Here is a 12,724-nt window from a genome sequence, read left to right on the forward strand (position 1 = left end):
GAAAGGGGGCGGAAGAGTCGGCCTGTACGCCGGGTTCTGTCTCCCGGGTTGCTTGCGCGGCCCGGGGAGGCGGCCATCCATCTAGGGCTGCCGTTGCCGACAGCCTCGTGCGGTCCACCCGCGGACTCGGGCGAGCAGCCTTCAATCGTCCGCGCACGGCGCCCGAGGGCGCCGATCTTGACCTTGCTCCAGGTGGGGTTTACCTAGCCGGCCGGGTCACCCCGGTCGCTGGTGGTCTCTTACACCACCGTTTCACCCTTACCCACCACGAAAAGCGGTGGGCGGTCTGTTTTCTGTGGCACTGTCCCGCGGGTCACCCCGGGTGGGCGTTACCCACCACCCTGCTCTGTGGAGCCCGGACGTTCCTCGGCGGGTCTGGGACCCGTCGCGACCGCCCGGCCGGCTCTTCCGCCGTAGTGGTCATCGTAGCCGCTCGGGCGGCGCCTCCCGTACACCGGACCGGACGGCCGGCGCCTCGGCGCCGAGGCGGGCGGCCACCCGGGCCGCCGTCGCGCTCGCCCGGGCGGTGGTGGTGGCCAGGCCGAGGGCGAGGACGGCGCCGCCGAGGCCGACCAGGATCCACCAGCCGGCGTGGCTGGCCGGGGCGAAACCGGTCGCGACCGGTCCGACCACGGCCGCGGTGACGACCGTACCGATCACCGCCACGCCCAGCGACTGGCCGACCTGACGGCTGGTCGAGGCGACCGCCGCCGCCACGCCCGCCTGGGCGCGCGGCATCCCCGCGACGGCGGCGTTGGTGATCGGCGCGTTCACCATGCCGAAGCCGAAGCCGAACAGCGCGTACGCGACCAGCAGCAGGGCCGGCGGGGAGTCGGCGGCGAGCCGGGTGAGCAGCAGCCCGCTCGCGGCGAGGCCGATCCCGGCCGCGACCAGCGGCAGGCGCGGGCCCCGGCCGGCGACGATCCGTCCGGACAGCGGCGCGCAGACCAGCATCATCCCGGCCATCGGCAGCGTCCACAGGCCGGCCTCGACCGGGCTGTAGTGCCGGACGTCCTGGAGGTAGAGGGTGCTGAGGAAGAGGAAGCCGCCGAGCGCGGCGAACGCGCAGACCGCGGTGACGGCGGCGCCGGTGAACGGCACGCTGGCGAAGAACCGGGGGTCCACCAGCGGCTCGGCCACCCGCCGTTCCCAGAGCGGGAAGGCGATCAGCGCGGCCAGCGCGGTCGCGGCCAGGGTGAGGATCAGCGGGGAGGTCCAGCCGTTGGCCGGGCCCTCGATGATCGCGGCGGTGCCGCAGCCGAGCAGCACGATCATCAGCAGCTGCCCCACCGGGTCCAGCCGGCGCGGCCGGGGGGCGCGGGACTCCGGGACGTAGCGGGCGGTCAGCGCGATGGCGGCGAGCGCCACCGGGACGTTGATCAGGAAGATCGACGGCCAGCCCGCGCCGTCCACCAGGAAGCCGCCGAGCAGCGGGCCGAGCGCCATCGAGATGCCGACCACGCCGCCCCAGACGCCGATCGCCCGGGCCCGTTCCTTCGGGTCGGTGAAGGTGTTGGTGATGATCGACATCGCCACCGGGTTGAGCATCGAGCCGCCCACCGCCTGGAGCGCCCGGAACGCCACCAGCCAGCCCAGGCTCGGCGCCTGGCTGCACAGCAGCGAGCCGAGCGCGAAGCAGACCAGGCCGGTCTGGAACACCCGGCGGCGGCCGAAGCGGTCGGCCACCGAGCCGAACAGCATCAGCAGCGAGGCCAGCACCAGGGTGTAGGCGTCGATGATCCACTGCAGCCCGGACGCCGGGGCGTCCAGGTCCCGCTGGATCACCGGCAGGGCGATGTTCACCACGGTGTTGTCGAGGCCGACGATGAACAGGCTCAGGCAGCAGATCGCCAGGACGAGCAGACGGCGGCGGCGCCCGAGCGCGGGCCCGGGGGCGGGCGCGGCTGCGGCGGCGCGGGGCTGGGGGGCGGGCACGGGACCGATCCTCCCACCGCGGGGCGGGCCTGGGCGGGTGAGCCGCGCGTCCGGGTGGCGGGTGGCGTAATCCAGGTGGCACGGGGACGCGGCCCGCTAGACCGCCGTGAAGCGGACGGTCCGGGTGGCCGGGTCGGCCGTCGTCAGCCGGACGTCGATCACCCGGCCGAGCGGCAGCCCGTCCGCGGCCGTGTCGCAGCGGGCCCGGACGGCCGGGTCGCGCAGCTGGACGGTGCCGGAGCCGGGCCGCCGCTCGTCCACGTCGATGACCACGGCGGCGAAGTCCTCGCCCTCCCGGCCCGCGAGCAGCTCCGCCTCCACCAGGTCCACGCAGGCCCGTTCGACCTCCGCGGCGCGGCGGTCCCCGCCCGCCATCAGCGCCGGGACGGCCGGCAGCGCCTCGCGCACCCACTCCGGCACGTCCTCGCCCGCCGCCACCGCCGCGCACACCTCCTGGGCGAAGCGGTCGCCGAGGCGGCGCAGCGGCGCGGTGCAGTGCGCGTACGGGGCGGCGAGCGCGGCGTGCTCCGGCTCGGCGGGGGCGGGCAGGCCGCGGGACTCGTCGAAGGCGTGGTAGCCGGCGCCGCGCAGCAGGCCCGTACAGGCGTTGAGGAAGGCGGCGTTGAGCGGGACGTCCGGGTCGAGGGAACGGATCAGCTCGGGGTACGGGACGGCCCGCGGCCAGTCCACGTCGAGGGCGGCGGCGATCCGGCGCAGCCGCTCGTACCCGGTGGCGGGCGCGGCGGGCAGGGTGCGCAGCAGGCCGACGCCCGCGTCGAGCATCAGGTCGGCCGCGGCCATGCCGGTGAGCAGGGAGATCTGGGCGTTCCAGCCGTCGGCGGGGCCGGGGGCGCGGTAGCCGAGGACGTAGCCGTGCAGGGTCTCCTCGACCTCCTGCTCGGGCACCGGCAGGCTGATCCCGCCGCGGGCGCGCTCCTGCTCCTCGCGCAGCCGTCCGACGGTCGCGAACAGGGCGAGCTGCTCGTCGGCGCCGCCGAGGTCCACCGCGCGCTCGACGGCGGCGTAGTCCAGCCGGCGGTGCGAGCGGACCAGGGCGCGGCGCAGGTCGGCGAGGACGACGGCGCCGTCGGCGTCCAGGTCCAGCTGCCAGAGCAGGGCCGGGCGGGGCTCGCCGGGCAGCAGGCTGGCGGCGTCCTCGGAGATCCGGGTGGGGTGCAGCGGGACGCGGTGGTCGGGGAAGTAGAGGGTCTCGACCCGGCGGCGGGCCTCGGTGTCGATCGCGCCGCCGGGGTGGACGAAGGCGGCGACGTCGGCGATCGCGTAGTGCACCCGGTAGCCGCCGCCGGGCCGGTGGGCGAGGTGCACGGCCTGGTCGAGGTCGCGGGAGCCGGGCGGGTCGACCGTGAACAGCGGCAGGTCGGTGGCGTCGTACTCCGGCAGCCGGGGGCGCTCGGCCGCCTCCTCCGCCTCGGCGAGCACGGCCCGCGGCCACTCGGTGTGGACCTCCAGGCGGGTGCGGAGCTCGGTCAGCTCGGTGTTGATCCGGGCGGAGTCGGCGGCCTTGACGCGCAGTTTTCGGCGAGGCATGCACGCCAGGGTAGAGCGGGGCCGGGCGGTTCCGGGCCAGGCTCTGCCCGGGGGCGGCGTAAGCACTCGTACGGTGGGGGCAAGTGGCCGTGCACGAAGGGGGTTTGGGCGATGGGTGTGAAGGTGGCCGGGGGTGTGGTGGCTGCGGCGCTGGGGGCGACGGGGGCGCTGCACGCGGTGTGGGCGGTGACGCCGTGGCCGCTGGGGTCGGCGGAGGAGTTCGCGGACGTCGTGGTGGGGCAGGGTGAGGGGGTGCCGCCGGTGGGCGCGTGCCTGGCGGTGGCGGGGGCGCTGGGGGCGGGGGCGTACCTGGTGGGGGCGGAGGCCGGGGTGCTGCCGCAGGTGGGGCCGCGGCGGCTGCGACGGGCCGGGGTGCGGGTGGTGGCGGGGGTGCTGCTGGCGCGCGGGGTGGCCGGGCCGGTGGTGTTCGGCCGGGTGAGTGAGCGTTCGGAGCGGTTCCGGCGGCTGAACGTGCGGTACTACTCGCCGCTCTGTGTGGCGCTGGGGGCCGGGGCGGCCGCAGTAGGGTTGCGGGGTTCGTCCGCCACAGATTGTTGAGGAGTCCGCTGTGCTGGTGCTGTTGCCGCCCTCGGAGGGCAAGGCCGGGTCCGGGGACGGCGGGCCGGTGGCGCTGGAGCGGCTGTCGCTGCCGGGGCTGACGGCGGCGCGCGGCGCGGTGCTGGACGCGCTGGTGGGCCTGTGCCGGGGTGACGAGGACGCCGCCGCCGAGGTGCTCGGCCTCTCCCCCGGTCTGCGCGGCGAGGTCGCCAAGAACGCCGGGCTGCCGACGGCGGGTGCCCGTCCGGCGGGCGAGGTGTACACCGGGGTGCTGTTCGACAACCTCGGCCTGGCCACCCTGGACGCCGCCGCGTACGACCGGGCCGAGCGTTCGCTGCTGGTCTTCTCCGGCCTCTGGGGCGCCGTGCGGATCTCCGACCGGATTCCGTCCTACCGCTGCTCGATGGGCGTCAAGCTCCCGCAGCTGGGGGCGCTCGGGGCGTACTGGCGGAGCGCGATGGCCCCCGTGCTCCCCGAGGTCGCGGACGGGCTGGTGCTGGACCTGCGCAGTTCCGCGTACGCGGCGGCCTGGAAGCCGGCCGGCGAGGTGGCCGCCAGGACCGCGACCGTCCGGGTGCTCCAGGAGCGGAACGGCAAGCGCAGCGTGGTCAGCCACTTCAACAAGGCGACGAAGGGGCGGATCGTCCGGGACCTGCTGGCGGCCGGGGCGGAGCCGAAGACCCCCGGCGAGCTGATGGACGCGCTGCTGGAGCTGGGCCACCACGTCGAGCTGGCGGCGGAGGGCACCGCGCGCAAGCCGTGGCAGCTGGACGTGGTGGTCACCGAGGTGCACTGAGCACCCCGGTGACGACGGGCCCTAGCGCAGGTGCGAGGTGTCGTTGAGCAGCCGCACCGAGGCGTTGCCGTCCGCGTAGTACTGGACGGCGCAGATCGAGGCGGCGGACAGCTCCATCCGGTACATCGAGTCCGGCGGGGCGCCGAGCGCCAGCCGGACCAGGGTCTTGATCGGGCTGACGTGCGAGACCACCAGCACGGTCTTCCCCGCGTACCGGGTGAGGATCTTGTCCCGGGCGACGCCGGCCCGGTGGGTGAGCGTGGTGAAGCTCTCGCCGCTGCCGGTCGGCTTGGCCTTGGCGGAGCCGAGCCAGGCGGTCAGGTCGTCCGGGTAGCGCTCCCGCACCTCGGCGAAGGTCAGGCCCTCCCAGGCGCCGAAGTCGACCTCGCGCAGCCCGTCCTCGTACCGGACCTCCAGGCCGAGCCGGGCGGCGACGGTCTCGGCGGTCTGCCGGGTGCGGAGCATCGGGGAGGCGACGACCGCCTGGACGCTGCCGCGCGCGGCCAGTGCCTCGGCGGCCCGTTCGGCCTGCCAGCGGCCCTTGTCGGAGAGCTCCGGGTCGCTGCCGCCGCTGCCGGAGAAACGCTTCTCCGGGGTGAGCGGGGTCTCGCCGTGGCGCAGCAGGACGAAGGTGGTGGGGGTGCCGAGGTCGGCGGGGGCGGCCCAGCCGGCCTTGGGGGCGGCGGTCTCCAGCGGCGGCTCGTCGACGACCGCGACCGCGGCCTTGGGCTTCGGCTCCCACTGGCGGCCGTCGCGGCCCGCGTCCATCGCCTCGTTGGCCAGCCGGTCGGCGTCCTTGTTCCGCTCGCGCGGGATCCAGGTGTACGTGACCCGGGCGCGCGGGAGGACGGTGCGCGCCTCGGCGGCGAGCGGCTGCATGTCGGGGTGCTTGATCTTCCAGCGCCCGGACATCTGCTCGACGACCAGCTTGGAGTCCATCCGGACGTCCACCGAGGCGTCCGGGTCCAGGTCGCGGGCCGCCCTGAGCCCGGCGATCAATCCCTTGTACTCGGCCACGTTGTTGGTGGCGTGGCCGATGAACTCGGCGGCTTCGGCGATGATCTGCCCGGTGTCCCCGTCACGGACCACCGCGCCGTAGCCGGCCGGCCCCGGGTTGCCCCGGGACCCGCCGTCGGCCTCGACGATGAAGCGCGCCGCCACCGGATCAGACGCCCGAGTCGGAGGTGCGGACCAGGATCCGCGAGCAGTTCTCGCAGCGGACGACCTTGTCGGCCGGCTCGGCCTTGATGGCGTTCAGCTCGGTGATCGAGAACTCGGTGCGGCAGCCCTCGCAGCGGCGCTGGTAGAGGCGGGCCGCGCCGACGCCGCCCTGGGTCTCGCGCAGCTTGGTGTAGACCTTCAGCAGGTCGGCCGGGATGACGGCGGCGACGGTCTCGCGGTCGCGCTTGACCTTCTCGGCCTCCCCGTCGATCTCGGCGAAGGCGGCGTCGCGGCGGCCCTCGGCCTCGGTGAGGACGACGGTGGAGTGCTCCAGGCGGGCGGACAGCTCCTCGACCCGGCTCTTGGCGCTCTCCTGGCGCTCCATGATCTCCAGCACGACGTCCTCCAGGTCGCCCTGGCGCTTGGCGAGCGAGCCGATCTCGTGCTGGAGGTTCTCCAGGTCCTTCGGCGAGGTGATCGCGCCGGAGTCCAGGCGCTGCTGGTTGCGGGCGGCACGGGAGCGGACCTGCTCGACGTCCTGCTCGGCCTTGGTCAGCTCGCGGGCGGTGTCGCCCTTCTGGGCCTCGGCGGCGACGACGAGGTCCTTGAGCGCGGTGTGGTCGGCGGTGACCTTCTCGATCTCGGCGTGCTCGGGCAGGCTCCGGCGCCGGTGGGCCAGCTGGTCGAGCTTCGAGTCGATGGCCTGGAGGTCGAGCAGGCGGTTCTGGTCGGCGGGCGCGGCGTTCAAGCGGAGAGCTCCTGTGAATCGGGTCAGGCGGTGAAGGACATGGGGGCGTGCGCGGTCCACGGGTCGGTGACCCGGTGGGAGACCTTGGTCTCCACGGCCCAGCCGCGCTTGTCGGCGGCGGCCAGCAGGGCCCGCTCGGCCAGGGTGAGCCAGGGCCACTCGGTGGCCCAGTGGGCGGCGTCGAGCAGCGCGACGGGCGACGCCTCCGCGGCCTCGGAGGCCGGGTGGTGACGCAGGTCGGCGGTCAGGTAGGCGTCCACGCCGGCCGACCGGACGTCGGCCAGGAAGCTGTCGCCCGAGCCGCCGCACACCGCGACCCGGCTGACCAGCCGGTCCGGGTCGCCGGAGACGCGGACGCCGGCGGCGGTGGCGGGCAGGCCCGCCGCCACCTGCGCGGCGAAGGCGGAGAGGGTCAGCGGGGGCTCCAGCAGGCCGATCCGGCCGGTGCCGCGGCGGCCCAGCTGGTCGGTCGGGTCCGGCACCAGCGGGCCGGTCACCCGCAGGCCCACCGCCTCGGCGAGCGCGTCCGAGACGCCGGGGTCGGCGTGGTCGGCGTTGGTGTGGGCGACGTGCAGGGCGATGCCGTTGGTGATCAGCGTGTGCACCACCCGGCCCTTGAAGGTGGTCGCGGCGACGCTGGTGGTGCCGCGCAGGTAGAGGGGGTGGTGGGTGACCACGAGGTCGGCGCCCCACTCCACGGCCTCGTCGACGACCGCCTGGACGGGGTCGACGGCGAAGAGCACGCGGTTGACCTCGGTCTGAGGGTCTCCGCAGACCAGGCCGACGGCGTCCCAGGACTCCGCCCACTGCGGGGGGTAGACCTCTTCGAGCGCGGTGATGACGTCGGACAGTTTCGGCACCTGTCGAGACTACCGTGCGCGCGGGGGCGGTCGGGCCTCGGCCGTACGGCCGGGCGCCGGGGGAACGGTCGCGGCCGGGTCGCGTCGCGCCCGCGGCGCCGGGCCGCCGCCGGTACGTCCTCGGTCCGTCTTCGACGCGTCGCGGCCGCGTCGGCCGGTGCCTCGTGGCCGTTCGGACAGGGGAGCTGGGGGCGTACGGGTGCACGTCAATCTGCGACGAGAGGCGCCCGACGGGCCCCGCGCGCTCCGTACGCGGCCGCGCGCCGGTCGTCCGTTACTCACAGCAGGGTTCCCGTACGGGTTCGAAACCAGGCCTTTGCACCCTTACGAGTGAAGTGACCGGCTCTGCGTTGAGGCTTCGGTTGGCTCGAAAGTAACTTCACTCCTGCGAACGGGAGTTGCCCCGGCGGCGGCCACGACCAGGAGTCGGGCGGTGCCGTGCCGGGCCGGACGGGATCCGGGTGGGCACTCCCGTACCGGGGCGGTACCGCCGCCCCTTCCGGAAGGACCGATCAGGCCGGGCCGTCCCCCGGGTGCCGTGAGCAGTGGGCACCGGGGGCAGCGGCCGCGACGAAGGGATGTGGTGGCGAATGGGGGCGGGCACATCGCTGCGTACGGCCGGGGACAGGGGATCGGTGGACCGCGGACCGGGTGCGGCCGGTTCGTGGCCGGAGGCGGAGCGGGCGGCACCGGCCGGTGCCGGAGGCCGGGGAGGCGGCGGTGACCAGGAGGTCACCGTCGGCGACTTCCGGCACACGGCCCGGCCCGCCGGGCGAGGGCCGGTACCGCCCGCCGTCGGTCCGATCGGGCAGGAGGACTCCGCCGTCCTGGTGCAGGAACGAATCGCCGGGCCTCCGCCGTGCCGCGGCCGGGTCGCCGCCCGGCCGGGGCAGGCCGGCGGCCCGGCCCGCCCCGGCGCCGGGGACCCGTCCGGCAACGCGGGCCCGTCCGGCACCACAGGCCCCTCCGACCCGGCGGGCCCGTCCAGCACCACCGGGGTGAGCGGAGCATGAACGTGGCCACCCGAACCATGACCCAGACGCTGCGCCGGCTGAGCTTCACCTTCGCCGCCGACGGCAGCCACGCCGCCTGCCTCGCCTCCTCCGCCGACAGCGGCTGGTACGTGGAGGGTTGGCGGCTGCCGCAGGACGGCGGACCGGCCGTGCCGACCGCGCTGCCGCTGCCCGGCAACCGCGCGGAGAGCCTGCGCTCACAGCTGGTCGCACTGCCGGACGGCTCGGTGCTGACCTGCCGGCACGACGGCGAGCGGCACGACCTGGTCCGCCTCTCGTACGGCGGGAACGGCGCCCTGGAACAGCAGTTGGGCTCGCTGCGGATGACCGGCCTGCGGGTCCTGCCGCTCCCCGCCCAGGCCGGCGCCGACCCGCGGACGCCGGTGGCGGTCGCGCTCGGCAGCGACACCCGCCCGGCGACCACCGCCTGGCTGGTGCGCACGGACGGCAGCGAGCCCGAACAGGTCGCCGAGATCCCGGGGTTGCACGGCGGCGGCACCTGGCTGGACCTTACCGGCACGCTGCTCGCGCTGGACCGGGTGAACGCGGGCCTGGTCCGCAGCGTGGTGCTCGACCTGCGCGCCGGCCGCACCTCCCCCCTACTGGAGATCGGCCCGCAGAGCAACGACCGCCTGGTGCTGTTCGACCCGGACAGCCGGTTCGCGATGGTGCGCAGCGACGCGCCCGGCACCGACCGGCTCGGCTGGGGCGTCCTCGGCGCCGGGGAGCCGCTGCGCTTCCCCGAGTGCCTGCACGTCGCGGGCATGTTCCTGCGGCCGGTCGCCCTGCGGGTCGCGGCGGGCGGCCCCCGGGTCGCGGTGCAGATCGACCACGGCGCGGGCTCGGCGCTCGCGCTGTGGCGGCCCTCGGCCGGACGGCTGGACCCGCTGCCGGTCCCGCCCGGGCGGCTCGGCGCGGTCGGCCACTGGGGCGAGGCGGGGCTGCGCGTGCCGTACTCCTCGCCCGACCACCCGACGGCGCTGGCCACCCTCGACGTCGACACGCTGCTGACGCACGGCCCGCTCCCGCCCGTCTCCGGCCCGACGCCGCTCCCGCTCCAACTCGCGCCGCTGGCCTCGGGGTTGCCGGGCCCGTGGCGGGACACCATCCTGCCCTGGCAGCCCGGCGGGGTGCGCCCGGTGCGGACCGAGCCGCCCGGCTGGCGGCTCGACGGCAGCACCCCGCCCGGGGACGGCGGCCGCTGGCATCCCGCGCAGAGCCTCGAACTCGCGGGCCCGGCAGGCCCGTTGGAGGCCGTGGTGTACGGCGGGGACGCCTGGCTGAGCAGCCCGCACCTGGTGCTGGCGCTGCACGGCGGCCCGGCGGACGCCTGGCGGCTGGAGTTCGACCCGACACTGCAGCGGATGGCCGCCGAGGGCCTGGCGGTGGTGGCGCCGAACCAGCGCGGCTCCACCGGCTACGGCGTGGCGCACGCGCTGGCCATCCGGGGCGCCTGGGGCGGTCCCGACCTGGACGACGTCCTGTACCTGCTGGACGGCATCGCGGGCCAGCGTGCCGCCCTCGGCCTGGAGCCGCCGGCCCTCTTCGGGGTCAGCTACGGCGCCTTCCTGGCGCTGCTGGCGGCCTCGCACGCGCCGGCCGAACAGGTCGCCCGCTGCGCGGTGGTCGCGCCGTTCCTGTCCGGCGCCCGGCTGCTGGCCGAAGCGGCGCCCCCCGTACGGGCGTTGACCACCCGGCTGGGCGGCGGCGAGCAGGTCGCCGACGCCCGCGGACCGCGCGACGTGCTGCAACTGGCGCACCGGCTGAGCGCGCCGCTGCTGGTCGTGCACGGCAACCGGGACGAGGTCGTACCGGTGAGCCAGTCCCGCTCGCTGCGGCACGAGTTGCTGCGGATCGGCCGGGTCGAGGGCGAGGACTTCCGGTACGTCGAGGCGGCCGGCTCCGGGCACGAGGTGCTCGCCGACGAGGGCGCCGCCGTCCTGCACGAGCTGCTGGCCACGTTCCTGCGGACCGGCCGCCCGGGCTGACCCGCCGCCCGGCGCCGTCCCGGACACCAAGCTCGGGCACCGAGCCAGGCGCCAGGCCCAGACGCCAGCCCCGGGCGGCCTCGACGCCGCGCTAGGCGATCCGAGTGAACTCTCCGCAGGTGGGCGCCACTTGTCGGCCTTGGTACGGACCTGCCCGCCCCCCGCCCCGGCCGTGCTGCCGGACCGGGCGGCCCGCCGTCCGGACGCCGACGCCGAGGAGCGGGTCGAACGGGCCTCCGCCGCACACGCGGGGACACTGATGATCGCCGATGATCGTTGCGCGCCGCATCAGTTCCGCACCGCGGGCGGACCCGGCTGCCGCCGCCGGACGGCGGGCGCGGGCCGCCGGCCCGGCCCGGCGGTCTCCGGGCGCCGTCCCCGCGCCGCCGCGAGCCGGTCGGCCGCAGGCCCGGTTCCGGGCCCGGGACCAGCGCGGGACTCGCGTCATGATCTCGATAGGATCTCGTCCGTCCCGGCCGTTATGGTGACCGGGGCACGGGCCGCGATCACCGGCCACGGGCGCGTACCGGGCGCCCGATCGGGGACCAGACCGTGCGCCACCGGCGCCGGCCGGGCGCCGATGACCTGCACCCTCCGCACGGAAAAGACGATTCTCATGTCCGACACCCTCACCGACACCACCGGACCCGCGGTTACCGGGACCGACGCCGACGAGAAGACGGCCAAGGACACCGCGTCGCACGGCCGCCACCGCGGTGGCTCCGCCGCCGACGACAGCCCGGAGTCCGACCCGCACGGCCGCCACCGCGCGGCCGGGGCGCTGGGCTGACCGCACCACCACCAGGGCACCGCGTACGAGGGCCCGCCGGGAGGGCACGGACTCCCCCGGCGGGCCCTCGGCTTTCCCGATGCCCCCGCCCGAAGTCTCCGTGCGAAGCCCCGAGCAGCGCCCCGGCCGCGGCCCGCCCTCAGCCCAGCGTCACGACCGTCCGCAACGCTTCGCCACTCCGCATCTGCGCGATCGCCTCGTTGACGTCCGCGAGCCCCACCCGGTGGGTGACCATGCCGTCGAGGTCGATCCGCCCGGCCCGCCAGAGGTCCACGACCAGCCCGATGGTGCGCGCCACCGTCGCCCCGCCGTAGAGCGAGGGCAGCAGGCGCTTCTCGTTGAAGAACAGCTCGCCCATGGTGAACTGCGCGAGGTCGTCCTGCGCGCCCGCGCCGATGACGACCACCGCGCCGCCGCGCCGGGCGGCCTCGTAGCCGGCCCGGACGGTGGCCGCGCGGCCGACCGCCTCGAAGACGTAGTCGAAGCCGCCGCCGGGCAGCTTCTTGGCCGCCGCCTTCAGCTCCTCGGGCGCGATCGCCTCGGTGGCGCCGAACGCCAGGGCGCGCTCGCGGCGCGAGGCCACCGGGTCGACGACGGTGATCCGGCCGGCGCCGCAGACCCGGGCGCCCTGCACGGTGGCCACGCCGACCCCGCCCGCGCCGATCACCGCGACGGAGGCGCCGGGCTCGACCCGGGCGGTGTTCACCGCGGCGCCGATGCCCGTGGTCACGCCGCAGCCGATCAGCGCGGCGGCCTCGTACGGGAGGTCGTCGGGCACCTTGATGACGGCGTTCGCCGCGACCACGACCTCCTCGGCGAAGGCCCCGGTGCCGTAGAAGCCGGAGGCGCTCAGCCCGCCCTCGGCGATCCGGAAGCCCGGGGCGCCGAGGCCGCGCAGGCTGGCGATGCAGAGGTGGCCGCGGTCCCGGCGGCAGTGGTCGCAGCGGCCGCAGGGGGCCATCCAGCAGAGCACCACGCGGTCGCCGGCGGCGAGGCCGGTGACGCCCTCGCCGACCTCCAGCACGTCCCCGGCGCCCTCGTGCCCGGGGACGAACGGCGCGGGCTGCGGCAGGACGCCGCTCATCGCGGAGAGGTCCGAGTGGCAGAGGCTGGCGGCGCGCATCCGGACCCGTACGGTGCCCGGCCCGAAGCCCACGGCCGTCACGTCCTCGCGGACGTCGAGGGTCTCCTGGCCGGTCTTGTGCAGGACGGCTGCGCGCATGGGTGCTGCTCCCGGGGTGCCTGGTGTTCCTCGGATCGGCGGTCGGCCCGATTCTGGCACGGGCGGCGCGACGCGACTAGAACGCGTTCCACAACAACCGGCCGA

General features: G+C 75.9%; 10 protein-coding genes and 1 other RNA gene. 4 read left to right on the plus strand and 7 right to left on the minus strand.

Annotated features, from left to right (window positions below):
- Positions 1 to 9: 9 nt before the first annotated feature.
- The 3 genes from rnpB to ACFCY1_RS09180 form a co-directional block, all read right to left on the minus strand.
- Positions 10 to 407, minus strand: an RNA gene (gene rnpB, locus ACFCY1_RS09170) — RNase P RNA component class A.
- A 13-nt stretch (positions 408 to 420) separates the two neighbouring features.
- Entirely contained in the window at positions 421 to 1,935 is a 1,515-nt protein-coding gene (locus tag ACFCY1_RS09175; protein ID WP_375874054.1) for an MFS transporter, read from the minus strand.
- Between the two features lie 96 nt (positions 1,936 to 2,031).
- On the minus strand, positions 2,032 to 3,483 hold the full coding sequence (locus ACFCY1_RS09180; RefSeq protein WP_074000840.1) for an RNB domain-containing ribonuclease: 1,452 nt from the start codon (positions 3,481 to 3,483) through the stop codon (positions 2,032 to 2,034).
- Positions 3,484 to 3,594: 111 nt separating this feature from the next.
- On the opposite strand from ACFCY1_RS09180, the gene ACFCY1_RS09185 reads away from it, so the two are divergent.
- Together ACFCY1_RS09185 and yaaA are read left to right on the plus strand one after the other, a co-directional pair.
- Positions 3,595 to 4,041: a DUF3995 domain-containing protein gene (locus ACFCY1_RS09185; protein WP_375874055.1), complete on the plus strand. Its 447-nt coding sequence runs from the start codon at positions 3,595 to 3,597 to the stop codon at positions 4,039 to 4,041.
- A 10-nt stretch (positions 4,042 to 4,051) separates the two neighbouring features.
- A complete protein-coding gene (gene yaaA / locus ACFCY1_RS09190; protein ID WP_375874056.1) occupies positions 4,052 to 4,837 on the plus strand; it encodes a peroxide stress protein YaaA in 786 nt (261 codons plus the stop codon).
- A 21-nt stretch (positions 4,838 to 4,858) separates the two neighbouring features.
- Here yaaA and ACFCY1_RS09195 read toward each other — a convergent pair whose 3' ends face one another.
- Genes ACFCY1_RS09195 through ACFCY1_RS09205 form a run of 3 tightly spaced genes read right to left on the minus strand, consistent with a single transcriptional unit; the run spans position 4,859 to position 7,606 of the window.
- Positions 4,859 to 5,998 (minus strand): bifunctional RNase H/acid phosphatase, encoded by a 1,140-nt coding sequence (locus tag ACFCY1_RS09195; RefSeq protein ID WP_375874057.1) that lies wholly within the window; start codon positions 5,996 to 5,998, stop codon positions 4,859 to 4,861.
- A gap of 4 nt (positions 5,999 to 6,002) precedes the next feature.
- Positions 6,003 to 6,746, minus strand: a complete 744-nt coding sequence (locus tag ACFCY1_RS09200; RefSeq protein WP_049659174.1) for a zinc ribbon domain-containing protein — start codon at positions 6,744 to 6,746, stop codon at positions 6,003 to 6,005.
- A gap of 23 nt (positions 6,747 to 6,769) precedes the next feature.
- On the minus strand, positions 6,770 to 7,606 hold the full coding sequence (locus tag ACFCY1_RS09205) for a Nif3-like dinuclear metal center hexameric protein (protein ID WP_375874058.1): 837 nt from the start codon (positions 7,604 to 7,606) through the stop codon (positions 6,770 to 6,772).
- 1,015 nt (positions 7,607 to 8,621) lie between these two features.
- On the opposite strand from ACFCY1_RS09205, the gene ACFCY1_RS09210 reads away from it, so the two are divergent.
- Together ACFCY1_RS09210 and ACFCY1_RS09215 are read left to right on the plus strand one after the other, a co-directional pair.
- On the plus strand, positions 8,622 to 10,607 hold the full coding sequence (locus tag ACFCY1_RS09210) for an alpha/beta hydrolase family protein (RefSeq protein ID WP_375874059.1): 1,986 nt from the start codon (positions 8,622 to 8,624) through the stop codon (positions 10,605 to 10,607).
- 616 nt (positions 10,608 to 11,223) lie between these two features.
- Positions 11,224 to 11,397, plus strand: a complete 174-nt coding sequence (locus ACFCY1_RS09215) for a hypothetical protein (RefSeq protein WP_158077660.1) — start codon at positions 11,224 to 11,226, stop codon at positions 11,395 to 11,397.
- A 139-nt stretch (positions 11,398 to 11,536) separates the two neighbouring features.
- On the opposite strand, the gene ACFCY1_RS09220 is transcribed toward ACFCY1_RS09215, so the two are convergent.
- The gene (locus tag ACFCY1_RS09220; protein ID WP_375874060.1) at positions 11,537 to 12,619 is read right to left on the minus strand and encodes an alcohol dehydrogenase catalytic domain-containing protein; all 1,083 of its coding nucleotides are present in this window, start codon (positions 12,617 to 12,619) and stop codon (positions 11,537 to 11,539) included.
- Positions 12,620 to 12,724: the final 105 nt, after the last annotated feature.

Origin of the sequence: Kitasatospora sp. NPDC056273 (assembly GCF_042268845.1) — a bacterium.
Classification (GTDB): Bacteria; Actinomycetota; Actinomycetes; order Streptomycetales; family Streptomycetaceae; genus Kitasatospora.